Genomic DNA, 26,232 nt, shown 5'->3' with positions numbered 1-26,232 from the left:
GACAAGCTCCGCGAGCCCGGTGAACGAGGTCAGTAGCACTCGTGCGAGCCACCGATGTGCAGCTTGAGGCTCATGCCGTTGAGGACGAAGGTGGAGGCGGAGGTGTAGTAGGCCTCCTGCCGCAGCTTGAGGATCTCGACCGACTTGGCCTGCTGGCCGAAGGAGAGCGGGGCGCCGTGGCTCGACGCGCCGTCGGCGTCGAGGGTGGAACCGTCCAGGCCGATCTGGATGTCCTTGAAGGTGGCGTTGCCGCCGAGCGAGGACATGCCGATCAGCAGGTCCTCGGCGTGCACCGGGTTGTCCTGATCGCCACCGGCCTCGATACGCAGGGTCACCGGGCCGACGGCTACCGACTGGCAGAGGTTCCACAGATCGGCGGTGTTGATGCCGGACATCGCCGCCGGCACCTTCCCGCCGGGGTAGTTCTCCTTGTCGTTGGTGGGCAGTTCGCCGCTGTACTGGGTGAAGCCGTTGCCGACCAGCCGGTCCGCGGAGAGTTTGAACTGCTTGCCGGACACGGTGAAGTTCGCGGCCAGGGCGCCCTCGGCGAGCGCCAGGACCAGGCCACCGGCGACGACGGCCGGCACACCCACCGCCACGGCGAATCGGCGCCAGTTGGTGCGCCCGTACGCCGGAGCGCTTTGCGCATCCTCCACGGAACCTCCTCCTCGATGGTGGGCCGGCGACTGGCGAAGCGAGCTACGTCGATGGCCGCGGTCGTAATGTGCCGGAAATGTTGCCGCTGAAGGCGCGTGACTACAAGGGCTTGCTTTACCGGTCAGTAACCCACGTCACATGATCAAAATGACTGTGGGTGATATCTGCCACGTTCCTGTCCGAAATTTCCGACATTAGGATCGAGGCGGGCCAGTTACCCGTTACCGCGGGTACGCAAGGCTTGCTTTATTGCGGATGGATAACGAAGGTAATTGCCGCAAGGTGACTTAGGTCTCGGCCCTCACCTGCCGAACTGACAGGCATGACCGCCCGCGAGGAACGCCGCCGATGAGCGTGCAGCGTCGCCTCAACGCGGGCTTCGCCGCCCTTCTCGCCCTCTTTTCGGTCCTGCTGATGGTTCAGTTCGGCGCCGGATCCCGGCTCCGGGCCGACCAGGAGGACCGGCTCGACCGGGTCAGCCGAGCCGACGCCGCCAACGACGAGGCTCTGCAGCGGATGACCGATGCGGAGACCGGCGTGCGCGGATTCCAGCTCACCGGCCAGCAGTCCTTCCTCGACCCGTACGAGAAGGGCTGGGCCGCCGCCCTGGCCGCGCTCGACGACATCGCCACCGGCGTCGACGGCACCGGCACCCGACGGCTGCTCGACCAGCAGCGCGAGGCCGCCCGCATCTGGCTCGACGCCTTCGCCCTGCCCATCATCGACTCCGGGATGGCCGCCGGGAACCAGACGCACGCGGTCCGCGGCAAGCAGTTGTTCGACGAGTTCCGGCTGCTGAACGAGGCCGTCGCCGCCTCGATCGAGGAGGAGCGCCGAGAGGTGGTCGCCGACGGTGCCGCCGCCCGCCGACGGCTCGACGTCATCGCGGCGGTCCTGGTCGGCGTCATCCTGACCGTCGCGGTCGGGGTCGCTCTGACCGTCCGGCGGCAACTGCTCGTCCCGCTGGGACGGATCAGCGCCACCATGCGCCGCCTCACCGCCGGGGACCGTTCGGCCCGCGCCGAACCGGTACGGGCGGCCGAACTGCGTACCGTCGTCAAGGCCCTGAACGACCTCGCCGCGCAGACCGAGACGCTGCTCGCCGCCGAGCAGTCCCGGGCCGCGCGGGCCGGCCTGCGGCAGGCCGTCGCCGCCGAGATGCAGGAGATGCGGGACCAGGCCACCGGCGGCCGGCGGATCGCCGAACTGATCGGCGCCGCGGTCGGCGCCGACGCCGTGCACTGTGACATGGGTTTGCCCGGTACCGGCCGACTGCACGTCCACTGGCCGTCCGGCAGCCCCGAACCGCCCGCCGGACTGGTCTCGGAGATTCTCGCGGGCACCCCCGGCCAGGTTCGTGTCCAGCCCGACGGCAGCGTCTGGCTCGCCGTCGGCGACGGTGCCGTGGGCGCGCCCGGATACCTGCACCTCAGCCGGCCCGGTGCGCCGGTCTGGACCGAAGCCGAGCAGCGCCTGCTCGCCGGAGTGGTCCGGGAGATCGAACGCGTCCAGCGCCAGCTCGGACTTCAGGACACGCAGGCCCGGCTGATCACCGAGTTGCGGTTGCTCGACCAGCGCAAGGACGTCTTCATCCAGACCGTCACCCACGAGCTGCGCACCCCGCTGACCAGCATCCTCGGCTACGCCGAGATGATCGCCGACGAGGACGGCCCGGAGCTCAATGCCGTGCAGGAGCGTGCCCTCAGCGCGATTCTGCGCAACGCCCACCGGCTGCGCGACACCATCGGCGATCTGGTCCTGCTCGACCGGCCCCAGTACGGGGCCGCGGTCCAGGCGGAGATCCTCGACCTGGCGCCCGTCGCGCGGCTCGTGCTGCACGAACTGCATAACGCGGCGCAGGCCAAGGGCCTCACGGTCAACGTCGACACCCCCGAGGCCTGGGTACGGGGAGACCGCACCCAGTTGCGCCGGGCCCTGCGCAAGGTGATCGAGAACGCGATCAAGTTCACCCCGGCCGGTGGCAGCGTCGACTGCCGGATGACCGCCGACCCGCATACCGTCTCGATCGCCGTCACCGACACCGGCATCGGGATCCCGGACGAGGATGTGCCGGGCCTGTTCACCCCGTTCCACCGGGCCGGCAACGCCATGGACCAGGCCGTCCAGGGCCCCGGCCTGGGACTGGCCATCGTCCGTGACATCGTCCGCGACCACGGCGGCACCGTCGCGGTGCAGTCCGTCGTCGGCCGGGGCAGCACGTTCACGCTCACCCTGCCGGCCATCCCGGCGCCCGCCCCCACCGAACCCAAGTCGCCGGCCCGCGTGTAGGCAGCCCGCGACAGCCCGGGATCCTGAGTCGCTGGTTACGGGACCGTTTCGCGAGGCTCGTTCAAGATCGCCGAGAATCGAAACACGGGGCGCGTAGCGTGATTTCGTGGACCTGCACACCGTCACCGAAGTGATCAGCCCCGCCGGGCCCGGCCAGTGGCGGCCCGGTGACGCCTGGCTGGGCGGGGGGACCGCCCTGCTCGGCGAGCCGCGCCCACACATCACCCGGCTGCTCGACCTCGCGGCCGCCGGATGGCCGCCGGTCACCGTCCGTGACGACGGAGTCGAGATCGCGGCCACCTGCACCATCGCCGAGCTGGCGTCCCGGCTCGGCCGCCACGGGATCGTGCTGCAGTGCTGCCACGCGTTCCTGGCCTCGTTCAAGATCTGGAACGTCGCCACGGTCGGCGGGAACCTCTGCGCCGCACTCCCGGCCGGGCCGATGATCTCGCTGAGCGTCGCCCTGGACGGGACATGTGTGCTGGTCGGGCCGGACGGCGGCGAGCGGCGGGTGCCGGCCGCCGAGTTCGTCACCGGCGAGGGGACGACCGTGCTGCGCGACGGCGAGTTCCTGCGGGCCGTGCACTTCGCGCCGGCCGCGCTCGGCTCGCGTACGGCGTACCGCAGGGGGTCTCTGCATCGTCATGGCCGCTCGGCCGTCCTCCTGATCGGCCGGGCCGAGCCCGCCGGGGGTTTCTCACTGACGGTGACCGCCGCGACGCGCCGGCCGTACGTGCTGCGGTTCCCCGGGGCGCCGTCGGCAGCCGATCTGGATGCCGCCCTGGACACCATCCCCGGCTCGCAGTACGTCGACGACGTGCACGGCCGCCCGATCTGGCGGCGGCACCTCACCCGTCACTATGCGACGCAGATCCGGGCCGACCTGCTGGCATGACCGAAGGCAACGCAGATGACCATCGAGATCAACGGGACGCCGCACGACCGCGCACCCCGCCCCGGCCAGTGCCTGCGCACCTACCTGCGGGAGGAAGGCTGGTTCGGGGTCAAGAAGGGCTGCGACGCCGGCGACTGCGGAGCGTGCACGGTCCACGTCGACGGCGCACCGGTGCACTCGTGCGTCTACCCCGCCTTCCGGGCGCGTGGCCGCAGCATCACGACCATCGAGGGCCTGGCCACCGGCGGCGAACTGCACCCGGTCCAGCGTGACTTCCTCGGCGCGCAGGGCTTCCAGTGCGGCTTCTGCACGGCCGGCATGATCATGACAGCGGCCGCCCTCACCGACGCACAACGCGACGACCTGCCGAGATCCCTCAAAGGCAACCTCTGCCGCTGCACGGGCTATCGCGCGATCACCGACGCCGTCGAGGGGCGCCCCGCGGCCGTCCGCCCCGGCGCGGGCTCCGCCGTCGGCGCGAACCTCGGCGCCCCCGCCGGGCCCCAGGTGGTCACCGGAACCGCCCGGTACACCTTCGACGTCGACGTGCCGGGCCTGCTGCACCTCAAGGTGCTGCGCTCACCGCACGCACACGCCCGCATCCTGTCGATCGACGCGTCCGAGGCGCTCGCGGTGCCCGGCGTCGAGGTTGTTCTCACCCACTCCGACGCCCCCGACCGACTGTTCTCCACCGCCCAGCACGAGAACGAGGCCGAGGACCCGTACGACACCCGCGTGCTCGACGAGGTGGTCCGTTTCGCCGGCCAGCGGGTCGCCGCCGTGGTCGCGAGCTCCGAGGCCGCCGCCGAGGAGGGCGTGCGGCGGCTGCGCGTGGAATACGACGTGCTGCCCGCCGTGATCGACCCGGAACTCGCCATGGCGCCGGGCGCGCCGCTGGTGCACGGCGACAAGGGCGTCGCGCACGGCATCGTGCGTGCCGACGCGAACGTGGTGGGGGAGCTGCATGCCGGGATCGGCGACGTCGGCCTCGGGTTCGCGCAGGCCGACGCCATTCATGAGGCCACCTTCCGTACCCCGCGGGTGCAGCACGCCAGTCTCGAGACGCACGGCGCGGTCGGCTGGCTCGACGAGGACGATCGCCTGGTCATCCGGTCCAGCACGCAGACCCCGTTCCTGACCCGGCGGGCGGTGTCCCGGCTGTTCGGGCTTCCCCGCGACCGGGTACGGGTGGTCGCCGGCCGGGTCGGCGGCGGGTTCGGCGGCAAACAGGAGATGCTGGTCGAGGATTTGGTGGCGCTGGCCGTGCTGCGCACCGGACGGCCGGTGAAGTGGGAGTACACCCGCGCCGAGCAGTTCACCGCGGCGACCACCCGGCACCCGTTCGTGATGACAGTCAAGGCCGGCGCCCGTACCGACGGCACCCTGACCGCACTGCAGCTGACGGTGCTCGTCGACACCGGCGCATACGGCAACCACGGCGCGTCGGTCATGCATCACGGCTGCCACGAGACGGTCGCCGTCTACCGGTGCGCGAACATCCGCACCGACGCGCACACCGTCTACACCAACACCGTTCCGGCCGGGGCGTTCCGCGGGTACGGGCTCGGCCAGGTCACCTTCGCCGTCGAACAGGTCCTCGACGAGCTGGCCCGCATGATCGGCATGGACGCGGTCACGTTCCGGGAGCGGAACGTGGTCCGGCCCGGCGACGACCTGACCGCACCCGGCGCACACGTCCCCGACCTCGGTATCGCCAGTTACGGCCTGGACCAGTGCCTCGACCGGATGCGCGCCGCCGCCGCGTCACCCGCCGCCGCGGACGGCGCACCGGACGGCTGGCTCGTCGGTGACGGCATGGCCATCGCGATGATCGCGGCCGGCCCACCCGGTGGCCACTTCGCCGACGCCGCCGTCACCCTGCTGCCCGACGGCCGTTACGAGCTGGCCGTCGGCACCGCCGAGTTCGGCAACGGCAGCACCACCGTGCACACCCAGATCGTCGCCGACGAACTGCACACCACACCGGACCGGATCGTGATCCGGCAGTCCGACACCGACGTGGTCGGCCACGACACAGGCGCCTTCGCCTCCACCGGCGTAGTCGTCGCCGGGGAGGCCGTGCTCCGGGCCGCCCGCGCGCTGCGTGCCCGGATCCTCGCCGCCGCCGGCCGGTCACCGTCCGAGGTGCACTTCCTCACCGCCGACGCGGTCGACGGGATCAGGCTCGCCGGGCTCGGGCCCCTCACCGGGCGTGGCCACTTCGACGGCACTCCCCGGTCGGTCGCCTTCAACGCCCAGTGGTTCCGGGTGGCCGTCGACCCCGGCACCGGTGAGCTGCGAATCCTGCGTTCGGTGCACAGCGCCGACGCGGGCACCGTGATGAACCCGCTCCAGCTACGCGGCCAGATCGAGGGCGGCGTGGCGCAGGCGATCGGTGCCACCCTCGCCGAACACGTCGACATCGACGCGAACGGGCAGGTCACCACCGCCGCGTTCCGGCAGTACCACCTGCCGACGTTCGCCGACGTCCCGGTCACCGAGGTGCACTTCGCCGACACCACCGACGCGATCGGGCCGCTCGGCGCCAAGTCGATGAGCGAGTCGCCGTACAACCCGGTGTCCCCGGCCCTGGGCAACGCCCTCCGCGACGCCATCGGGATCCGCCTCACCGAACTGCCCTACACCGCCGACCGGATCTGGCAGGCCATGCAGCAGCTCCCCTAGGGACGGCTTCGCCTCCCGGTCACTTGTGGTCGGCGAGACCAACCTTCCCTCCCCGCGGCGCGCCGGCACCCCCGGCCACCGCCGCGGCGGTGCCGCACCACCGTTCCTCCTGGGAGCGGTGGGCCGGAGACCCGCCATCGACAGGGCTGCGGACCCGGCGCCGGGGTCAGTGGGCCGTCATGTCACCGGTTGCGGGCGTCCCCGGGGCGAGGGCGTACCGCAGCATCACCGCACCGTTCGGGGAGGCGATCGGCGGCTCCGTCAGCGTCAGGCTGGACGGCACCGCGCCTTCGTTGAAGATCTTCTTGCCGGTGCCCAGCACGATCGGGTACACCCACAGGTTGAGCCGGTCGAACAGCCGCTCGCGCAGCAACGTCTGCACGAGGTTGACGCTGCCGATCACGTGGACGTTCTCGTGCTTGTCACGTACCTGCCGTACGGCGTCGGCCAGATCAGGACCGAGCAGGGTCGAGTCCGCCCAGCTCAGGTGCGGTGTGCCGCGCGACGCGACGTACTTCGGGATGCTGTTGAGCCGCTGCGCGATCCCACCGTCGCCGTCCTGCTTCTGGTGCGGCCAGTAGCCGGCGAAAATGTCGTAGGTGCGGCGCCCCAGCAGCAGCGCGTCCATGCCTTCCATGCCCTGGGCGACCTGGGAACCGACGGTCTCGTCGATCAACGGCGCCTGCCATCCGCCGTACGGGAATCCGCCCTCCGGGTCCTCCTGCGGGGCACCCGGCGCCTGGGCGACCAGGTCGAGCGTCGTGAACAGGTCGATGTGAACGGTGCCCATGATGTCCTCCAACGGTGGTGTTGTCATCGGTCAGAGGTGAAGACCAGCGCCGGACCGCGAACTCATCGGTCGTGGCTCCCGTCGTAGCGAGGGGCGTGTGGAAAGCGACCGATGTTGCCGTTCTACGCGCTGGAAGACCTAATCGGCGCGAGAACCCGCCCAGCATCCGCCGCAACACAGTCGGATTCTCCCGCGCAGCTCGGCCCCACCCGATCCGCACGCCAGGTCGATCATCAAGACAACCTCCATACGTCAGGAAACTAGCCTCCTAGGACGTAAGCGAAGCGACCTACATCATTACGGCGCTGACGCACGTGTTGTGCACGGTGGTGTTCGCCTGGGCCGACCGCGGCGTCGGCGGTCGGTATAGCCGGCCGGGAGAGTGGCATCTTCCGCCGGGTGGTCGGCTGGAGCCTGATCCTGCTGCCGTTCATGGGTGTGCTGGTCACACTGCAGGGGACGCCGGTGCCGAGCTGGACGGTGCCCCGCTGAGCAGAGAGCGGGCGCCCGCGTAGCGGCCGGGACTGACACCGAGGATGCGTTTGAAGTGGCGGTTCAGGTGGGGCTGGTCGTGGAAGCCGCTGTCGGCCGCCACCGACCGCAGCGGCCGGCCGGTCAGAATCAGCCGGCGTGCGGTGTCGACGCGGCGGGAGATCAGGTACTGGTGCGGCGACATGCCGAACTCGCGCCGGAACGAGCGGACCAGGTGTGCCACGTCGAAGTGCAGTACGGCGGCCGCGTCCGCGAGGGGCAGTCCGTCGACGATGTGTTCCTCCAGCAGGTCGCGCAGCGCATGGGCGGCGGCGCGACCGGCCGGGCGGTCGTCGGCGGGGTCGCCGACGCGGAACACCGTCGACAAGATCGTCAAGGGTGCGCGGATGCACCCGTGAACAGGTAGGACAGGGTTTCCGCCTCCGGCCGCCGCGGTGTGGCCGGGGGCGGTTCGTCGTTCAGCGGGTAGCCGCAGCGGACCACCAGGTAGGGGTGGCAGGGCTCGCCGATCAGGGTGGTGAGCAGGCCGCGGGGCCAGGGTGCCTCGACGAGTTCACTCATCGGGGAGCAGGCGACGCCGCGGACGGTGGCGGTCAGCAGCAGGGCGGACAGGGCGACGCCGGCGCGGAGCCAGTCGGCCGGGGTGTCGCCGGAGCCGTGCAGGATCAGGTATCGGGCGCCGATGTCGCCGTCGCCGGTCGCGGGGCCGTGCAGGGCGCGCATCGGGACGGGCCGGACGCCGCCGGCCGAAGCACCGCCGCCGGTCCAGTGGGCGATCTCGGTGGTGTGGCCGGGGCGGTGCGCGGCGTCGGAGGCGGCGCGGGCGGTGGCGGCCGCGAGGACCGGGATCTCGTCCCGGCGTACCGGATGGATGTGCACTCCCTGGGCTGCGGCGGCCCGGTGCAGGTCCGCGATGATCTCGTCGGCGGGGGGCTGGGCGCCGAAGGCCCGCCGGTCGGTGTGCCGGTGGGTGATGGCGGCGGCGAGGCCCGTGTCGTACGGGATGGTGGCTCCGCCCACGACGAGGCGGGCCAGCGGGTCGTCGCCGTGTTCGACGGTGACGTGGCGGCCGAGGGCGTGGATCGCGACGGTCGCGTGGTGCAGAGCGGCGCCGCAGCTGAGCAGGGCCAGGTGGCCGGCGGGGTCGACGTGCGCCAGGTGCCGGGACGGGTCGGTGCGCAGTTCGGCGGTGTGCCGGCCGATCCGCCACTGCCAGGGCTGGGTGTTGAGGATCGAGGGGGCGTGCCGGGCTAGGCGCGCCGCGTGCGCGAGAACTGCCGTCCGCGAGGTCATGGCTCAAGCCTGTGCCGGAACGGGCGGATCGGGCAGGGCCGTAGGTCCCGCCGGTGTATTAGTCGTCGACGCCAACAAATACGATGTGCCGCGCCTGGTTACGGAACGTGGGGGGCAAACGCCTCTTGTTACCGGCAGGAAGCCCTCTCGGTAACAGGGAGTGTTACGCAGCCGTTACTAACCCTCTCGTGAAACTCCCTCGTAAGAGTCGTATGTTGTCCGCAGCAACAAATCGAAGCTTCCGTGGCCCGAGCCGGGCCCGATAGAAAGGAGACGCCGAGGTGTCCAAGAACTTCCGGGTCCTCGCGTCCGTCGCGATGGCCGCCACCCTGGCCGCGACCACCGCGTGCAGCAACACCCGTGACACCGAGGAGGCGTCTTCCGGCGGTTCCGCGTCGAACCTGGTCGGCATCGCCATGCCGACCCGGAGCCTCGAGCGCTGGAACAACGACGGTGCGCACCTCGACGGCCTGCTGAAGAAGGCGGGTTACACGACCTCGCTGCAGTACGCCGACAACAAGGTCGAGCAGCAGATCACCCAGATCGAGAACATGATCAACCAGAACCCGAAGGTTCTCGTTGTCGCCTCGATCGACGGCACCGCGCTCGGCCCGGTCCTCGAGAAGGCCGCCAACGCCAAGATCAAGGTCATCGCGTACGACCGCCTGATCAACTCGACGCCGAACGTCGACTACTACGCGACCTTCGACAACTACCTGGTCGGCAAGCTGCAGGGCGAGTTCATCGTCGACAAGCTGGGCCTCAAGGACGGCAAGGGCCCGTTCAACCTCGAGCCCTTCGCCGGCTCGTCGGACGACAACAACGCCAAGTTCTTCTTCAACGGCGCGTGGGACGTCCTCAAGCCGTACGTCGAGAGCGGCAAGCTGGTCATCCCCTCGGGCAAGAAGATCGCGACCGAGGAGGACTGGAAGACCGTCTCGATCACCGGCTGGAAGTCCGAGACCGCGCAGGCCGAGATGGACAACCGGATCAACTCGTTCTACACCGGCGGCAAGAAGGTCAACGTCGTCCTGTCCCCGAACGACTCGCTGGCCCTGGGCATCGCGCAGTCGCTGGAGTCCAAGGGCTACAAGCCGGGCGCTGACTACCCGCTGATCACCGGTCAGGACGCCGACCTGGCGAACACCAAGAACGTTCTCGCCGACAAGCAGGCGATGACGGTCTGGAAGGACACCCGCACCCTGGGCGACCAGGTCGCGAAGATGGTCGACGCCATCGTCAAGGGCGGCACCGTCGAGACCAACGACACCAAGACCTACAACAACGGTGTCAAGGTCGTCCCGGCGTACCTGCTCCCGCCGGTCGTCGTCACCAAGGAAGACGTCAAGGCCAAGCTGGTCGACTCGGGCTTCTACACCGCCGACAAGCTCGGCCTGTAAGTAGATCTTCCGGCCGGGCCCACCTTCTGCGGGCCCGGCCGGTCCCCCCCGGACGACCTAGAGCAAGCGAGTTGTGCGATGGCCAACGACACGACCCCGATCCTGGAGATGCGGGGGATCACCAAGACCTTCCCGGGCGTCAAGGCGCTCTCGGACGTCACGCTCAGCGTGGCCCGCGGGGAGGTTCACGCCATTTGCGGCGAGAACGGCGCGGGCAAGTCCACCCTGATGAAGGTGCTCAGCGGTGTCTACCCGTACGGGTCCTACGACGGTGACATCGTCTTCGAGGGCGAGACCTGCCGTTTCAAGACCACCCGCGACTCCGAGGAGCGCGGCATCGTCATCATCCACCAGGAGCTCGCGCTCAGCCCGTACCTCTCCATCGCCGAGAACATCTTCCTCGGCAACGAGCGGGCCAGGGGCGGCGTCATCAACTGGGCGCAGACCAACCGGCAGGCCGCCGACCTGCTGAAGCGGGTGGGCCTGAACGAGTCGCCGGACACCAAGATCATGGACATCGGCGTCGGCAAGCAGCAGCTCGTAGAGATCGCCAAGGCGCTGTCCAAGAAGGTCAAGCTGCTCATCCTCGACGAGCCCACCGCGGCCCTGAACGACGAGGACAGCGCTCACCTGCTGGATCTGCTGCGCAGCCTCAAGGCCGAGGGCATCACGTCCATCATCATCTCGCACAAGCTCAACGAGATCGCCGCGATCGCCGACAGCACGACGATCATCCGCGACGGCCAGAGCATCGAGACCCTCGACATGCACGGCGCCGAGCCGGTGTCCGAGGACCGCATCATCCGCTCGATGGTCGGCCGTGACCTGGAGAACCGCTACCCCGACCACGTGTCGACGGTCGGCGAGGAGATCCTGCGGATCGAGAACTGGACCGTGCGCCACCCCAACGACCCGAGCCGGCTCGTGGTCGAGGACGCGTCGCTGAACGTGCGGGCCGGGGAGATCGTCGGCATCGCCGGTCTGATGGGCGCCGGGCGTACCGAACTGGCGATGAGCGTGTTCGGCCACAGCTACGGTTCCGGGATCACCGGCAGGATGTTCCTGCACGGCCGGGAGGTGTCGATCAAGACCGTCTCGGCGGCCATCGAGCACGGCATCGCGTACGCGACCGAGGACCGCAAACACTACGGCCTCAACCTGATCGAGGACATCAAGCGGAACACCACCGCGGCGCGGCTGAGGAAGATCGCCCGCATCGGTGTCGTGAACTCCGCGAAAGAGATCACCATCTCCGAGCAGTTCCGTAAGGACATGCGCACCAAGACGCCGAGTGTCGACGTGCAGGTCGGCAAGCTGTCCGGCGGCAACCAGCAGAAGGTCGTGCTGAGCCGGTGGCTGTTCGCCGAGCCGGAGGTGCTGATCCTCGACGAGCCGACGCGGGGCATCGACGTCGGCGCCAAGTACGAGATCTACGAGATCATCAACAAGCTTGCCGACTCCGGCAAGGCCGTCATCGTGATCTCTTCCGAGCTGCCTGAGCTGCTCGGCATCTGCGACCGGATCTACGCGATGAGCCAGGGGCGCATCACCGGTCAGCTGCCCCGTGCGGAGGCCTCCCAGGAGAGCCTCATGCGTTACATGACCATGGAGAAGAGCGGAGCAACACGGTGAGCGCGTCCACCACTCTTCCGGCGCCGGCGTCCGCGCCCGGTTCCGGCGAGAAGAAGCCCGGGGGCGGCTCGCTCGCCGCCTACCTCGGCGGCAACCTCAAGCAGTACGCCATGATCGCGGCGCTCGTCGTGATCACGCTGTGGTTCCAGTTCGACACCGACGGCCTGATGCTGCTGCCGAACAACGTCGTGTCGCTGATCCAGCAGAACGCGTACGTGTTCGTGCTGACCATCGGCATGGTCATGATCATCGTGGCTGGTCACATCGACCTGTCGGTCGGCTCGGTGGTGGCGTTCGTCGGCGGCATCTGCGCGCTGATGATCATGCAGTGGGACGTGTCCTGGCCCGTCGCTGTCGTCCTGTCGGTGCTGCTCGGCGGCATCGTCGGCGCCTGGCAGGGCTTCTGGGTCGCCTACGTCGGCATCCCGGCGTTCATCGTCACCCTCGGCGGCATGCTGCTCTTCCGAGGCCTGGCGATCAACTACGTCGGCACCACCGTCGGCGGCCTGCCCAGCGACTTCAACGCCCTGGCCAACGGCTCACTGCCGAACTCGCTCGGCTTCATCGGCAACCTCGACGCGGTAACCGTCCTGATCGGTGCCGTCGCCGCGATCGGGCTGGCGGTCAGCCAGATCCACACCCGCCGTGAACTGGTCCGCAACGACCTGCGTACCGAGCCGTTCGCCGCGTTCGTCGGCAAGCTGGTCGTCGGCGTCGTCGCCATCGGATACCTCACCTGGCTGCTGGCCAACAGTGCCGGCGGCATGCCGATCGTGCTGATCATCGTGGCGCTGCTGGTGCTGCTCTACTCGTTCATCATGAACGACACGATCTTCGGCCGGCACATCTACGCGATGGGCGGTAACCTGCCCGCCGCGATGCTGTCCGGTGTGAAGACCAAGCGGGTCAACTTCCTGCTGTTCGTCAACATGGGCCTGCTCGCCGGTGTCGCCGCGGTCATCACCACGGCCCGCGCCGGATCGGCGGTCGCCGCCGCCGGCCAGAACTACGAGCTCGACGCCATCGCCGCCGCCTTCATCGGCGGGACCGCGGTCAACGGCGGTGTCGGCAAGGTCACCGGCGCCATCATCGGTGCCCTGATCATGGGTGTGCTCAACATGGGCCTGTCCATCACGAACGTCCGCCCCGAGTGGCAGATGGTCATCAAGGGCCTGGTCCTGATCGCCGCCGTCGCGTTCGACATCGTCAACAAGCGCCGCGGTAAGTAAGCGTCGCGGTAGGTAAGCCTTCCGGGGGGAAGGTACAGCGCCGTCCGGCTTCGTGCCGGGCGGCGCTGTTTACCTTGCTGCGGCACTGTCTACCTTGCTGCGGCACTGTCTACCTTGCTGCGGCGCTGTTTACCTTGCTGCGGCACGATGGAACCGACCGACCGACGAGGAGAAACAGATGACCATCATTCCCGACGAGCTGCTCGACCTGCTGGAGCGGCCGCTGTTCGCGGATCTCGCGACGATCCGGGAGGACGGCACCCCGCAGGTCAACCCGATGTGGTACGCGTGGGACGGCGAGTTCATCAAGTTCACGCACACGAACTTCCGCAAGAAGTTCAAGAACATCACCGCGAACCCGGCCGTCGCACTGTCGATCATCGATCAGTCGAACCCGTACCGGTACATGGAGATCCGCGGCGTCGTGGACCACATCGACCCCGACCCGACCGGTGCGTTCTACGTCGAGCTGGCCAAGCGCTACCAGGCGCCGTTCGGCACCGACGCGCCCAAGGACGCCGCCGACCGGGTGATCATCTACGTGCGGCCGACGTTCGCCGGCGGTCACTGACGACCTCGCCCGCCGGTTGCGGCAGGGCGGTGGTTGCGGTTGTCCACCGCTCCGGCCGTACGATCAAATGGTGTTGATCTTATGATGACGCGATGCTGTCGTCGCAGATCGTGCTGGACCAGGGACTGCTGACCGCCGCCGCCGAGGCGGAGGGTTTCATGCCGGCCGACGAAGGGCGGGCGCTGGCCGAGGCCGCCCTCGCCGCACCGCCCGGGCCGATCCTGGAGGTCGGCAGTTACCTGGGCAAGTCGACGCTCTACCTTGCCGCCGCGGCCCGCGCCCGCGGCGGCAAGGTGGTGACCGTCGACCATCACCGCGGCTCCGAGGAGCACCAGCCCGGCTGGGAGTACCACGATCCCGGCCTGGTCGACCCGGCCGTCGGCAAGATCGACACGCTGCCCGGTTTCCGCCGCACGATCGCGCTGGCCGGCGCCGAGGACGTGGTCGTCGCCGTCGTGGCCCGCGCCGAGGAGTTCGCGGCACTGTGGTCCACCCCGCTGGCGCTGCTGTTCCTCGACGGCAGCCACACCGACGAATCCGCCCGGCGTGACCTGGACAGCTGGACGCCGCACCTGGCGGCGGGCGGGGTTCTCGCCATCCACGACGTGTTCCCCGACCCGGCCGACGGCGGCCAGGCGCCCTACCGGATCTACCGCACGGCCCTGGACAGCGGCGACTACACCGAACTCACCGGCCGCGGTTCACTACGGCTGCTGCGCCGACACCCGGTGTCCTGAAGATCTCCGACCGCGGGTGGGCCGCGTGCAGGGCGTCGACGGCAAGCACCACCGCCGCCGCCGTCCACGTGGTCCGCTCCACCGGCCAGCGCACCCCGTCGGTCAGCACCAGCCCCGTCCAGTAGGAACCGTCCGGCTCCCGCAGATGCTGCATCGCCGCGACCAGCTCCGACGCGGCGTCCCGGTCACCGATCGCCGCCAGTGCCAGCGCCAGCTCACACGTCTCCGCCCCGGTCACCCACGGCCGATCCGACACGCAGCGCGCGCCGCGGCCCGGCACCACGAACTCGTCCCACCGGTCCCGCAGCCGGGCCTTCGCGCCCTCCCCGCGCAGCGCGCCACCCAGCACCGGGTAGTACCAGTCCATCGAGAACCGGCCCTTGTCGGCGAACACCTGCGGATGCCGGCGGATCGCATGCCCCAGCAGATCGGCGGCCAGCTCCCAGTCCGGCTGCGGCTCACCGACCCGGTCGGCGATCGCGATGCCGCAGCGCAACGCCTGATGGATGCTCGACGACCCGGTCAGCAGCGCCACCTCGTCACCGGCCGCCCACCAGATCTCCCCACCGGCCGCCTGGCATCCGGTCACGAAATCGAGGGCCGCTCGCACCGTCGGCCACAGCCGGGCCAGGAAGTCCTCGTCACCGGTGCACAGGAAGTGATGCCAGCAGCCCACCGCGAGATAGGCGGCGTGGTTCGTCTCCGCCGTGGCGTCGGCCACCACCCCGTCCTCGTAGCGCGACGCCCAGCTGCCGTCAGCACGCTGAGTCCTCCGCAACCAGTCGTAGGCGGCCTCCGCCTGCTCGGTCTCCCCGCCCACGTCCAGGGCCATCGCCGCCTCGACGTGATCCCACGGATCCAGCTGCCCGCCGGTGTACCAGGGGATGGCCCCGGTCTCCTCCTGCTCCGCGGCGATGCTGGCGACCGTGGCCCGGATGTCGTCGGCGCTCAGCACGCCCGGTAGGTCAGGCACCGACACCCACGGTCACCTCCTCCTTTTTCAGATAGATCGCCACGCTCTTGCCGATGAGCGGATTCAAGGCCTGCTCCAGCACCCGGGTCAGGGCCGGCCGCTCGGTGATGTCCCAGACCAGCATCTTGTGGTACGCCTTGGTCAGACCGGCGTCGCCGATCGCGCACTTCAGCCACCAGTACGGGCTGTGCAGCGCGTGCGCGAAACCATTCCCGGTCACCGTCAGCCCGGCCGCCCGCAGCCGGTCCGACAGCTCGTCCTCCCGGTAGATGCGGACATGACCGCCCTCGTTCGCGTGATACTCGTCGGACAGCGCCCAGCACACCCGTTCCGGCAGCCAGCGCGGCACCGTCACCGCCGCCAGCCCGCCCGGCCGCAACACCCGGGTCATCTCCCGGATCGCCGTCACGTCGTCGGGGATGTGCTCCAGCACCTCCGAGGCGATGATCCGGTCGAAGCTGGCATCCGGGAACGGCAGGGACAGCAGGTCACCCTGGACGGTCGTGGCACTCGCCGTGACCGGGGCCTCGCCGGCCAGCTCCATCGCCGCACACCAGGAACGCGTGGTCGCCAGATCCTTCTCACTCAGATCCAGGGCGACGACATCCGCGCCCCGCCGGTACGCCTCGAAGGTGTGCCGGCCCTCGCCGCAACCCAGATCGAGAACCCGCATCCCCGGCCGCACATCAAGCCGGTCGTAGTCGACGGTCAACAATGTGTTCTTACCTGCCCCTTCGTTGTCCCAGCGGACCTACCGGTCAGTAACCCCTGGTGCATTGTCGCTGGCCGCCCGATTCCGCTCATGCAGCAGGGCCCCATGAATCGATCAAGCCCGCCGCGCCTTCCCCTCGACCCGACCCCGGCCTGCCACCCCGCGGGCTGTCCCGCCCCGCCCGTCTCGCCAGGAGGTCCCGACCCGCCCTTGCCGGTGATCTGCGGCTTCCTCCGGCGTCGGGCTACCTGGCCGGAATTGTGCGGCTCGCCTCCAGGGCCCCGCCCTTACCGGTCCTCGCCCGGTGCGCGGCGATGGCGTCGGCGTACCACTCGGCCGTGCGGATCGCCGTCCGCCGCCAGGTGAAATGTTCGACCACCCGCCGGCGCCCCGCGGCACCGAGACGGCGGCGCAGCGGCTCATCGTCGAGCAGCCGCCCGATCGCCGCCGACAGTGCCTCCGCATCCCCTGGTGGTACGTGCAGCGACACCAGCCCGTCCGGCCCGGTCACCTCCGGCAGCGCCCCCGCGGTGGTGACGACCAGCGGAACACCGCAAGCCATCGCCTCGACCGCGGGCAGTGAGAAACCCTCGTACCGGGACGGGACCGCGGCAACCGTCGCCGACCGGAACAGATCGGCGAGTTCCGCGTCCGAGATCCCCGATACGAACCGCACCGCATCGTCGAGCCCCAGCCGGGTGATGGCCCGCGCCGCCGCCCCGTCCGGCCGTGCCGACCCGACGACAACCAGCTCCACATCATGATCGGCGCGCAGCTTCGCCACCGCCTCGATCAACTCCGGCAGGCCCTTGAGCGGTACGTCCGCGCTGGCCACCGCAACGATGCGCCCGTCAGCGGCACGCACCCCGCCCGCGGCACCCCATGGCACCGGGCCGTCGCTCCGGTCACTGCCGGCCCCCATTTCCAGGCCGCCCCCGCCGTCTGCGGTCTCCGCGTACTCGCCGGCTTTCGCGTCGGCATTGCGGGCCGGGCTGAACGTATCGACGTCGACGCCGACCCCGATGACCCGCAGCCGTTCCACCGGCACTCCGAACGCTTCGACAATCTCGTCCCGGGCCGCCTGCGACACCGTCGTCAGCCACGGCAGCCGCCGGGCCACCCGGGCCTGCATCCGCGTGAACGCGTACCACCGGCGCAGCGACAGCCGGCGCTTCCAGTCCGGTGCGGCTGCCAGCTCGAGATCCCGGTCGACCGTGATCGGATGGTGAATGGTGGCGACCAACGGCGTATCGGTCCGGCCCAACGGCAGCAACCCGTACCCGAGGCACTGGTTGTCGTGCACGATGTCGAACTCGGCGAGTCGCTCCCGCAGATGCCGCCAGGCCCGCAACGAGAACGTCAGCGGCTCCGGGAACGCCCCCGTACACATTGCGGTCCACTCGAGGACATCGATCGCGGACCGGAACTCGGACATCTTCGGCGTCCGGAACGGATCCGGCTCACGATAGAGATCAAGACTGGGCAGTACGGTCAGTCCGACCCCGTCATCCAGCTCGGGAAGCGGCGGCCCCGAGAACACCTCGACCCGGTGCCCGAGCCGTACGAGCTCCCGCGACAGATGCCGGACATAGATCCCCTGCCCCCCACTGTGCGGTTTGCTCCGATAAGACAAGAGGGCGATACGAAGAGGCGCGGAGATCACCAGATGACCCTAAGAGGCGGGAACCCGATGATCACTAGTGTTTCGACCTGACGATTCGATCACTTTTCAGCGGTACGGGCACGCGCACGGTCCCCAGACGACTTCGGCTGCTCAACGGAAGAACCAGCGTTGATTGTTGCCACCAGCGCAGAAGGCCACGGTGACACTGTTGCCCGGGCGGGCTCCGGAGTGCGGATCGGTGAGGCACATGCCGTTCGCCGAGTTGGTCAGAGTCCCGTTGCCGAACAGCTGCCACTGCGCGGTGGTGCGCCCGTCGCAGCCGGTCAGGTCGACGGTGCCGTCACCGACCACGTAGGCGCACATGTCCAGCACCTCGAGCGTCCGGTCCGCATTCAACTGCCACCGCTGCGGGCTCGTGCCGTTGCAGTCGTCGATGTGCACGTCACGCCCTTCGCCGGCCTCGCCGCCGCGGAGGTCCAGGCACAGGCCGTTACCGGTGACGAGAAGTCCCTGTCCGGTCTCGACTGCATCGGGTAGCAGCTGAGCCGGTGGCGCCGGAGCCGCTGGGGCGGGGCTGCCGGTGACCCCGGCCGAAGCGCCGGCGGACGTGCCGACCGTGCTGGGGCTGCCCGCTGACGACGGCGTGACTCGAGGCGATGGGCTGGTCCTGGTCGGATCGCCGGCGTCGTCGTCCCCGTTGCCTTGACCGTCGGCGGGAAGCCCGCTCGGGGCCACACCGGACGATGTGGCCGGCCCGATCGCGGCGGGCAGTGACTGAGCCGGCGGCGATGTCCAGTTCTCGGCCCGGTCATCCGGGCGCAGCCACGCATAACCGGCGACGAGCGCGACCGCCGCGACTCCGGCTCCGGCCAGCAGCAGCGGGCGCCGTCGCCACCGTGCGCTCGGCTCGTCCGAGCCGGTGCTCTCCGCCGCGGGAACGACGGGCAGAAGCTGGGTGGGAAGTTCGCCGGCGGTCTGTTCCACGGGCCAGGTCGAGGCGGACGGCCTTGGTTCCTGCCGGTCTCCGTCGGGCAGGACGAACGGACGTACCAGCAACGGCTCGCGATTGTCGCCCAGATCCTCGCCCACTTGGCGTTGACACCCCCCGGTCCCGGCACCGGTGCCCCAACTTACCGTCATTCAGTGACCCTCGTGGGGGCCGTTCGGTCGATGTTCGTCGTTTCCTCCACCCGTCAGCCACATCACCACCGCTCCGTAACGACGCCCGGCCTGCCCCCAGTCCCGTGCACGCCCGCCGCGAAACGCCTCCCGAACAGGCAAGGAGCTTCATGCTGCCGGCTTCCGCGCCGCTGGTTCCCGCGCCCTTGTGCCCTGCCTCACTGGTTCCCGCGCTGCGGGCTCTCGCCTTACTCCCTCCCGCTTCGCTGGTTCCCGCGCCGCCGGCTCTCGCCGCTGGTTGCCGCGTCCCCGGCGCCCGCTCGCTAGTTCGCGCTCCGCTGCCTACGCCGCTGGTCCGAATGCTGCCGGTTGTTGCCTCGCTCGTGCGCATCTGCTGTTCGGCTGGTTGTTGCCTCGCTCGTTCGCGTTCTGCTGTTCGGCGCCGTTGGTTCGAATGCTGCTGGTTGCCGCATTGCTGGTCCGCGCTCGCCTGGGTTGGCGCTGCTGGTTCCTGCCTTGCCGGCTCCGGTGCTCCACGACTGTGAACCGCGGGGACCTGGGCCAGGGCTCAGCTCGGCGTGGGTTGCTTGCTGAGCTGAGCCCCGGCTCATTGATCAGGACTTCCAGAAGGAGCGCTTCGGTTCGGGTTTGCCGGCGGCGAACTCCTCCAGGACGCGGATCGCGGCCGCCCAACGGTCGTCCAGCGGCCCGTCGCCGCGGAGCAGCGTCACCAGCTCGCGGACCGGGTCGACGGCCGGGTCGGCGACCGGTTCGAGTAGGACGGTGAGGCGGCTGATCAGGTCGTCGAGCAGGTCGCGTCGGTCGAGCGCCGGCTGGTCCGCGGCCTCCCGCAGGCGCGCGACCTCAACCGCGGCCAGCTCCCGCAAATCCTCCAGCGACAGGCCGCCATCAGCGGACCCGGAGTGACGGGACCGGCCCCGCCCGGGGGAACCGGCCGGCCCGGCCCGGCCCACCAGTCCTGAGAATCCCCGCGCCACCGCACCCGTCGGGGTGCCTCCTTCGGGGACGGCACCGCTACGTGCCGGCGGCCGCGGTGCGTCGCCACGGCCGGACGCGGAAGCGGGCGCGCTGTCGAGGAGCGCCTCGCCGAAGCCCGTCGCGGGACCGGTAGCGGCAGGGGAGGACCGGTCGGCCGCGGGCGCGTTGCTCGCCGGTGCGCCGGTGGGCACCCCGGCCTTACCGGACTCAGCGAACGTGTCGGGTGCGAGCGGCCGCTTCGCCCGCGGTGGTGTGAATCCCGGCCGCCCGGGCGCAGGCGAGCCCGGCGCGGGAGCCGGCGGCGGCATGGGAGGCACCGCGCCCGGGGCCCCGGCGCCGGCCACGCCGGGGAACGGCGATGAAGCGGCCATGAAGTAGGGCGCCGGCGTGGGCGGCGCGGGGCTCTCCCACCCGGACGGCATCTCGACGGGCTGGGTGACCCGGTGGTGGTTTCCGCCTTCGTTGACCACCCGCTCGTCGACCGCCACGAAGGCGGTGAACCGGCAGAGCACACCGAAGCGCAGAGAGGTGCGCACGATCTCAGAGTCCAGTGCGATGTCCCCGGACGAGTACGCGTCCTCCAGGTCACGCAGGTGGGCGCGCGCCCACAGCGACGCCACCGCGGTCTCGGTGCCGCGCTGGACCGCGACAGCTGTCCGGAACTCCTTGTCGTCACGGGTGCGCCCGGTGACGGTGAGCGTGCCCTCGGGTGTGCCGGTGTAGCGGCCGGTGACCACGAGAGGCACCCCCGGGTAGAGGCCCGCCAGCCGGGCGGGACTGCGCGTGCCGTCGAGAGTGGTGAAGCCGTCGCCGGCCACGGAGATACCGGTCACCACGGGTGCCCCGATCCGCCGGTGGATCTGCTCCATCGCCTCGTCCAGCCGGTCCTCGCTCTCCACCAGTTCGGCGCGTCCGGCACCGATGGCGGCGAGACGGCCGAGGAACCCGGCGTTGACGGCCCGGTCGATGCCGACGGTGTGGACCCGGATTCTGCCGATCAGCGGGCTGACCTGCTTCACGATCTGATCCTCGTTGCCGACCTGACCGTCGGTGACCAGCACCAGCACCCTGTCCCGGCCGGGGCTGTCGGCCAGCAGCCCGAGAGCGGACGTGAGCGGGGCGAGCAACTCGGTGCCACCACGGGCGTCGGCGCGGGCCAGGTGTTCGACCGCGCGGAAGCGGTGCCGGTCGGTTGCCTCCACCAGTCCGTTACCGAGGCCGTCGGGCCGGTCGATCACATGGTCGAAGGTGAGCACCGTGAACCGGTCGTCGGCGGTCAGCGTGTCGATGACCCGGGCCGCGGCGCGGCGGGCGGCCACCATCTTCCAGCCGCTCATGCTGCCGGAACGGTCGAGCAGCAGCACCACGTCTTTCGGGCGCGGAGCGGCGGCCGTCTCCGGTGGCAGCACGACGAGCTGGTAGGTCCCCTGTTCGCCGTCGGCGTCGGGCACGGCCACCGCGGACTCGCCGCCGGGTGCGTACGCCAGCCGCAGAACGAAGTCGCGATCGGCCCGCTCACCCGGCTCGATGCGCAGGCTGCGGCCGTTCTCGGTGACGGTGTGCAGGCTCGACCGGACCTCGCCCAGTTCGAGACCGGCCGGGTCGATGTCGACGTTGATGGACAGCCGCAGCGGGTTGGGGAAGCCGGGCAGCAGCACCGGGGGAGAGATCCGCGAGGCGTCCGGCACGGCGTCGGTGTCGGACTCCTGGCCGTCGCCCGCGGACGGGCCGGGCAGCGGGACGCCGGGCACATAGCGTGGCGCCACGACCAGCGGGAAACGGAAGGTGGCAGCGCCGTCCTCATAGGCCAGCGGGCCGACCAGCCGGAGCCGCACCGTCACCCGCTCGCCCGGCGGGATGTTGCCGACGCGCATGGTGAAGACGTCCGGCCGCTCCTCCTCGGCGATCGAGGCCCGCTGACCTGCCGCGATCGCCTGGTCGTACTGCTGACGTGCGGCGCCGCGCTCCTGCAGCTCGGCGGTGACGACACGGTCGGCCGAGGTCATCGTCATCCCGGTGACCGCGGCACGGTCGGGTAGCGGGAAGACGTAGGTCGCCTCCAGCGCGGTGTCGTGGGCGTTGACGAACTCGGTGGTCAGCTCGGTGCGCACCAGGAGGCCGCTGATGGAGGCGCGGACGTCGAGACGGTCCAGCGGAAGGTTGCCGCGGTCGGTGAGCAGGGTGCCGAGGCCCGCACCGGGCACCTGCCGGTGGCGCTCCAGCTCTGCCGATCCCATCGGGTTCACGGAAATGATCATGAGGTTCTCCCATCGGTGAGCCCGCGGGCCGCGAGCAGGTCAAGCAGAGGCCGGGCAGCCGCGGCGATCTCGTCGCGGTCGAGGCCGGTGGTGTGGCGGGGCAGCAGCAGGATCACGCCGTCACCGATCGGCACTCCGGTGATGAGCGCGGGCGGCGGGGCCGCTGGTGTGCCGAGCTTCTCGACGGCGGCTGCCATCTCACGCCGGGTGATGCCGGTGGCGGGCGGCATGTCGCCGGCCTCATCCGGAGCCGAGCCCGTCGGCAGGATGCGCGTGGGAGCGGCGGGGGAGGCCTTCCAGAAGTCGGGTCTGCTCCGGGGCCCGTCCGGTGGTGGCTCATCGGTGCGCAGAACCGGGTCAGGCACGCGGGCGACCGCGGCGAGGGTCTCCTCGGAGGCTCCGGCCAGCTCGGCCTGAATCTCGGCCAGGGTCATGCCGGCCGCCTGCCGCCGCTTGATCGCGACGAGTTGCAGGAGATGCCGTGGCCCGTAGAGAACGGTGCGCCCCCGCGTGCCGAGTGGCCGGTCGACCAGACCGATCGTCGTGTACCACCGGATCGACCTGCGGTCGGGAACCTCCCGGACGCGGCCGTTGGGGGCGCCCGGGTACTCCGCGGCGAGCGCCGCGCCGACCCGCTCGACCAACTGCTCCATCGTCCACATGCCCCGACAATGACACTGTCATCCTGACACTGTCAATGGCAGAATGGTGCCGGACACGGATCTGCCCGCCTCGGGCGCACAGGGGGCCGGGCGGGCAGATCGAGTCGGGATCCGGCCGGAGTCAGGAGTCCTGCTCGGCGGTGGGCTGGTAAGGCTTGCCGTCGACCTCGAGGGTGTAGGGGGCGTATTGGGTCACCGTGCCGGTCGGCTCGTCGTAGGCGACGATCGCGACCACCTTCGGATAATGGCGCACCCTGGCGGCGTCGCGCAGCGGGACCACCTTGGCCTTGCCGCCGGTCAGTCCGACCAGCGTCACCTGCCAGTTCGCGACGGGAACCGGACGGATCTCGGTCGGCGACCTCCAGCCGTCCAGCTTGGCGCCGCCGATCTCCGTGGCGCCGACCTTGACGTCCGAGATGTGCCAGCCACCGATGCTGACGGCGCTGTCGCTGACATAGCGGAAACCGAGGAAGATCTGCTTTCCGGCGTACGCCTTGAGGTCGTAACTGAGGGTGACGTCAGCCGCCTTCCCGGTGATCGCCTGGCCGAGCGGTCCCTCGACGGTGTTCTCTCCCTTCAGCATCTGATAAGTCTCGCCCTCGTCGGCCGACACCATGACGTACCCGAAGTCGAACTTCTCCTCGAGGCCGTAAGTGGTCTTGAACCGCAGTACCGGGTCGCCGGCCGGCACGTCGACCGCACGCACGGCGGCCGAGTCGGTGCTCGGTGTGTTGCCGGAGAACAGCATCCCCTCGTCCATGGTCCAGGTCAGCGGGGCCGGGGGAAGCGACCGCGCGCCGTCGAACCCGACGGTCTGCCACCCGCGCGGCAGGCGGATGAAATCGGCACCGTTCGGCGCCGCCCCGGCCGCGCCGAAGGCGGAGGGGTTGTCCAGGTTCACCGTGGATCGCACGCTAGGGGAGGTCACTCGCTGGCGCGGCGCGCCCTTGACCACGCCGTCCGGCTCGTCCACCACCTTGTCGACCAGGGTCATGACCTGGAAGTCGTGCAGCACGTCGTGCAGCTTCACGCCCTCGGGCAGGGCAGCCCCGACCGCCGCGAGGCCGTGGTTCTCCTTGTCCTGGTGCAAGGTGGTGAGCAACTCGGCGCCGAACCGGTCACGCAGGTAGAGCATCAGTTGGTACGTGATGCCGTAATCGGCCAGGATCTCGTCCGGCTCGCCCTCGGCCCAGAGATTGAGCGAGTTGGACGGGCCGCCGCACTCCCGCGGGTTCGGGTTGTAGGCGGTCTTGACGTTGCCGAAACCCTGGTAGCAGACCACGTGGTTGTCGAACCCACGGTGTCGCACCCCGGCGGTGGTGTCGGCGTAACCGGCGAGGGTCTGCGCGTAGTCGGCCAGGCCCTCGCTGATCCACACCTCCTCGTCCGGGTCGGTGTAATACGCGAGCAGGTGCTGCCACTCGTGGGCGAAGGTCGACTCGTACATGCGGGGCCGCGCGGGCCGGCTGACGCACGGGTCGTCGTTCGGCTCGTGCTGCGGTTCGGCGCCGGTCCGGTGTGCCCAGTCGTAGGCGTCGATCGTGATGACGTTGCGGTCGAACAACTCGTTGAGCTGCTCGGAGAAGAAGCCCGAGATGTAGGTCTGACGCTTCGGGAAGTCGTAGAAGTTGTCGTCGCGGATGTTGTCGACCAGAGTCACGGTCCGGTTGCCGGCTCCGCTGAAGTCACCGGGCAGCCCCGGATTGGTGCCCGCGCGGTCCGGCGGCGTGCTGAACGCCTTCGTCTCCCGGGGGTAGATCACCTCGTCGAACTCGCGTACCAGCGCGTTGACCTGCGGGTCGGTGATGTCTGTGGCGTTCTTGCGGCAGTCGCCCTCGGGGAAGGCCAGGTCGTTGGCCACCCAGACCTCGATGTGCTCACCGACGCCGCGGAGGGTGTAGTCCTTGCGGTAGACATCGCCGTCGATCTCGTTGAGCCCGGCCCAGCTGCGGACGGTGCCGACCTCGGGGGTCCGCACGGCGCTTCGTGCGCTGGGCCGGGGCTCGTAACTGGCGGCGGGAAGCGGCTCACCCTCGAGGGTGAGCCGGTCCAGGTCGGGTTCGCGGGTCTCCGCCTCCACCGGCCCCGGCCCCGGCACCGGCACCGGTGCCGGGGTGCTCGGGACGGGCCGCGGAACAGTCGGTGGCGCGGCCGGCGCCGGGCCAGCTAGCAACGGGATGGAAGCGGTAATTGCCGCGAAGCTAGCAAATAGGGTACGCGTCACGTCTCGGGACGCTACCTCCGATCGCCGGATCGTGACGCCAACACCGGCCGTTGTGGATCAGGAAACCTCCCGGCGGAGCACCCGCCAGCCCCCGAGCAGCAACGGAAGGAGGACCCACACCCCGGCCGAGACCGCCAGCCGGGCCCACTCACCGGAGGTCATGTCCGCCTCCATCGTCGCCTGGGAGGTCACGTTGAGGTCCAGCCACTCGGCCGCGTCGGCCAGCGCGCGGATGCTGCCGCCCAGGACCGACCACACCGTCGGAAGGGCGAAGAAGATGACGATCGCGAGCGGAGTGTTGAGCAGCAGGGCACCGAACGCGTTGCCCATCAGAACGAAGATCACCTGGAACAGCAGTGTCTGCCAGATCAGCGACGCGTCCAGACTCCACGACCCGTCGCCGCCCACCGCCGGGGCCAGCGCGTTGGCGCCGGCGGCGAGAATCGCCGTGGTCACCGTCGCGCCGATCGCGATCAGCACGCCCGCGCCCAGCTTCGCCAGCAGGATCCGTGCGCGGGCCGGGACCAGCGTGAATGTGGACAACGCCGTGCGCTGGGACCACTCGCTGGTCACCGACAGGATGCCGAGCACCGGCAGCAGCACCGCCGACGGCGTCAACCCGAAGGTGTAGAACGCGGTGAACGTCATCTCCTCGTCCGGGGCCCAGCCCAGCAGGATCGCCGACGTCGCCACGGTCGCGAGTCCGATCACGATCAACAGCCACATGCCGGCCCGGGTGTCGGCGAGTTTGCGCAGCTCGACCAGGGTCAGTCTGGTCAGCGGCACCGGGGTGGCCGCGGTCTCCGGCAGGGCCGTCGGTGCGGTCGAGACGGTGGCGGTCATCGGGATGCCTCCTCGGAGTCGATCGGCGGCACGGGAACGCCCGTGCCGCCGGCGGGGACCAACGCCCAGGTCCTGGCGGAGGCCCCCCCAGCCACAGCCGGCCGGCCCGCGGTGAGCGCGAAAGGCCCCGCGGGTGCGGGGGGGCCCA

20 protein-coding genes are annotated in these 26,232 nt (G+C 70.1%); 8 read left to right on the top strand and 12 right to left on the bottom strand.

The window, feature by feature from the left end; translation table 11 throughout:
* Positions 1–29 precede the first annotated feature (29 nt).
* Positions 30–656 carry a DUF6230 family protein gene (locus tag AB0G04_RS12125; protein ID WP_360980839.1) on the bottom strand — a complete coding sequence of 209 codons (627 nt, stop codon included), beginning with the start codon at positions 654–656 and terminating at the stop codon, positions 30–32.
* Positions 657–1,005: 349 nt separating this feature from the next.
* Here AB0G04_RS12125 and AB0G04_RS12120 point away from each other — a divergent pair, with 349 nt between their 5' ends.
* The 3 genes from AB0G04_RS12120 to AB0G04_RS12110 all read left to right on the top strand — a co-directional run bounded on the left by AB0G04_RS12120 (position 1,006) and on the right by AB0G04_RS12110 (position 6,526).
* Positions 1,006–2,946, top strand: coding sequence for an ATP-binding protein (locus AB0G04_RS12120; protein WP_360980836.1), 1,941 nt, complete (start codon positions 1,006–1,008; stop codon positions 2,944–2,946).
* A 106-nt stretch (positions 2,947–3,052) separates the two neighbouring features.
* On the top strand, positions 3,053–3,841 hold the full coding sequence (locus tag AB0G04_RS12115; protein WP_360980833.1) for an FAD binding domain-containing protein: 789 nt from the start codon (positions 3,053–3,055) through the stop codon (positions 3,839–3,841).
* Positions 3,842–3,856: 15 nt separating this feature from the next.
* Positions 3,857–6,526, top strand: a complete 2,670-nt coding sequence (locus AB0G04_RS12110; protein ID WP_360980830.1) for a molybdopterin-dependent oxidoreductase — start codon at positions 3,857–3,859, stop codon at positions 6,524–6,526.
* 166 nt (positions 6,527–6,692) lie between these two features.
* Here AB0G04_RS12110 and AB0G04_RS12105 read toward each other — a convergent pair whose 3' ends face one another.
* The 3 genes from AB0G04_RS12105 to AB0G04_RS12095 all read right to left on the bottom strand — a co-directional run bounded on the left by AB0G04_RS12105 (position 6,693) and on the right by AB0G04_RS12095 (position 9,101).
* On the bottom strand, positions 6,693–7,316 hold the full coding sequence (locus AB0G04_RS12105) for a dihydrofolate reductase family protein (protein WP_360980827.1): 624 nt from the start codon (positions 7,314–7,316) through the stop codon (positions 6,693–6,695).
* 445 nt (positions 7,317–7,761) lie between these two features.
* Entirely contained in the window at positions 7,762–8,166 is a 405-nt protein-coding gene (locus tag AB0G04_RS12100) for an AraC family transcriptional regulator (protein ID WP_360981708.1), read from the bottom strand.
* A 14-nt stretch (positions 8,167–8,180) separates the two neighbouring features.
* Entirely contained in the window at positions 8,181–9,101 is a 921-nt protein-coding gene (locus AB0G04_RS12095; RefSeq protein ID WP_360980824.1) for a nitroreductase, read from the bottom strand.
* Between the two features lie 281 nt (positions 9,102–9,382).
* Here AB0G04_RS12095 and chvE point away from each other — a divergent pair, with 281 nt between their 5' ends.
* From chvE to AB0G04_RS12070, 5 genes are all read left to right on the top strand, one after another.
* A complete protein-coding gene (gene chvE, locus AB0G04_RS12090; protein ID WP_360980821.1) occupies positions 9,383–10,501 on the top strand; it encodes a multiple monosaccharide ABC transporter substrate-binding protein in 1,119 nt (372 codons plus the stop codon).
* Between the two features lie 78 nt (positions 10,502–10,579).
* Positions 10,580–12,133, top strand: coding sequence for a multiple monosaccharide ABC transporter ATP-binding protein (gene mmsA / locus AB0G04_RS12085; RefSeq protein ID WP_360980819.1), 1,554 nt, complete (start codon positions 10,580–10,582; stop codon positions 12,131–12,133).
* Positions 12,130–13,362 carry a multiple monosaccharide ABC transporter permease gene (gene mmsB / locus AB0G04_RS12080; protein WP_360980817.1) on the top strand — a complete coding sequence of 411 codons (1,233 nt, stop codon included), beginning with the start codon at positions 12,130–12,132 and terminating at the stop codon, positions 13,360–13,362. Before mmsA ends, mmsB begins: the two co-directional genes overlap by 4 nt.
* Positions 13,363–13,540: 178 nt before the next feature.
* Positions 13,541–13,933, top strand: coding sequence for a PPOX class F420-dependent oxidoreductase (locus AB0G04_RS12075; RefSeq protein WP_360980814.1), 393 nt, complete (start codon positions 13,541–13,543; stop codon positions 13,931–13,933).
* Positions 13,934–14,025: 92 nt separating this feature from the next.
* Positions 14,026–14,670, top strand: coding sequence for a class I SAM-dependent methyltransferase (locus tag AB0G04_RS12070; RefSeq protein ID WP_360980811.1), 645 nt, complete (start codon positions 14,026–14,028; stop codon positions 14,668–14,670).
* Here AB0G04_RS12070 and AB0G04_RS12065 read toward each other — a convergent pair.
* The 8 genes from AB0G04_RS12065 to AB0G04_RS12030 form a co-directional block, all read right to left on the bottom strand.
* Entirely contained in the window at positions 14,621–15,643 is a 1,023-nt protein-coding gene (locus AB0G04_RS12065) for a prenyltransferase/squalene oxidase repeat-containing protein (RefSeq protein WP_360980808.1), read from the bottom strand. The genes AB0G04_RS12070 and AB0G04_RS12065 overlap by 50 nt on opposite strands.
* Complete coding sequence (locus tag AB0G04_RS12060) at positions 15,636–16,355, bottom strand: class I SAM-dependent methyltransferase (protein ID WP_360980805.1); 720 nt, start codon at positions 16,353–16,355, stop codon at positions 15,636–15,638. Before AB0G04_RS12060 ends, AB0G04_RS12065 begins: the two co-directional genes overlap by 8 nt.
* 244 nt (positions 16,356–16,599) lie before the next feature.
* Entirely contained in the window at positions 16,600–17,988 is a 1,389-nt protein-coding gene (locus AB0G04_RS12055; RefSeq protein WP_360980802.1) for a glycosyltransferase family 4 protein, read from the bottom strand.
* 141 nt (positions 17,989–18,129) lie between these two features.
* Positions 18,130–19,068, bottom strand: coding sequence for an RICIN domain-containing protein (locus AB0G04_RS12050; RefSeq protein WP_360980799.1), 939 nt, complete (start codon positions 19,066–19,068; stop codon positions 18,130–18,132).
* A gap of 644 nt (positions 19,069–19,712) precedes the next feature.
* Positions 19,713–22,355, bottom strand: coding sequence for a VIT domain-containing protein (locus AB0G04_RS12045; protein WP_360980796.1), 2,643 nt, complete (start codon positions 22,353–22,355; stop codon positions 19,713–19,715).
* Positions 22,352–23,017 carry a MerR family transcriptional regulator gene (locus AB0G04_RS12040; RefSeq protein WP_360980793.1) on the bottom strand — a complete coding sequence of 222 codons (666 nt, stop codon included), beginning with the start codon at positions 23,015–23,017 and terminating at the stop codon, positions 22,352–22,354. Before AB0G04_RS12040 ends, AB0G04_RS12045 begins: the two co-directional genes overlap by 4 nt.
* Positions 23,018–23,138: 121 nt before the next feature.
* Positions 23,139–25,121 carry a peptidase M6 immune inhibitor A gene (locus AB0G04_RS12035; RefSeq protein WP_360980790.1) on the bottom strand — a complete coding sequence of 661 codons (1,983 nt, stop codon included), beginning with the start codon at positions 25,119–25,121 and terminating at the stop codon, positions 23,139–23,141.
* Positions 25,122–25,298: 177 nt separating this feature from the next.
* Complete coding sequence (locus AB0G04_RS12030; RefSeq protein WP_360980787.1) at positions 25,299–26,084, bottom strand: ABC transporter permease; 786 nt, start codon at positions 26,082–26,084, stop codon at positions 25,299–25,301.
* Between the last annotated feature and the right edge of the window lie 148 nt (positions 26,085–26,232).

The sequence above is a fragment of the Actinoplanes sp. NPDC023801 genome (assembly GCF_040639655.1).
Classification (GTDB): domain Bacteria; phylum Actinomycetota; class Actinomycetes; order Mycobacteriales; family Micromonosporaceae; genus Actinoplanes.
The sequence above is the reverse complement of the archived record's forward strand: the minus strand, read 5'-3'. Positions and strand labels throughout refer to the sequence as shown.

Bases quoted from the DNA above. Each gene is read 5' to 3' on its own strand.
- AB0G04_RS12105 (WP_360980827.1), bottom strand. From the start codon at position 7,316: ATGGGCACCGTTCACATCGACCTGTTCACGACGCTCGACCTGGTCGCC.
- AB0G04_RS12120 (WP_360980836.1), top strand. From the start codon at position 1,006: ATGAGCGTGCAGCGTCGCCTCAACGCGGGCTTCGCCGCCCTTCTCGCC.
- AB0G04_RS12070 (WP_360980811.1), top strand. From the start codon at position 14,026: ATGCTGTCGTCGCAGATCGTGCTGGACCAGGGACTGCTGACCGCCGCC.
- AB0G04_RS12110 (WP_360980830.1), top strand. From the start codon at position 3,857: ATGACCATCGAGATCAACGGGACGCCGCACGACCGCGCACCCCGCCCC.
- AB0G04_RS12075 (WP_360980814.1), top strand. From the start codon at position 13,541: ATGACCATCATTCCCGACGAGCTGCTCGACCTGCTGGAGCGGCCGCTG.
- AB0G04_RS12045 (WP_360980796.1), bottom strand. From the start codon at position 22,355: ATGATCATTTCCGTGAACCCGATGGGATCGGCAGAGCTGGAGCGCCAC.
- AB0G04_RS12030 (WP_360980787.1), bottom strand. From the start codon at position 26,084: ATGACCGCCACCGTCTCGACCGCACCGACGGCCCTGCCGGAGACCGCG.
- AB0G04_RS12095 (WP_360980824.1), bottom strand. From the start codon at position 9,101: ATGACCTCGCGGACGGCAGTTCTCGCGCACGCGGCGCGCCTAGCCCGG.
- AB0G04_RS12040 (WP_360980793.1), bottom strand. From the start codon at position 23,017: ATGTGGACGATGGAGCAGTTGGTCGAGCGGGTCGGCGCGGCGCTCGCC.
- mmsA (WP_360980819.1), top strand. From the start codon at position 10,580: ATGGCCAACGACACGACCCCGATCCTGGAGATGCGGGGGATCACCAAG.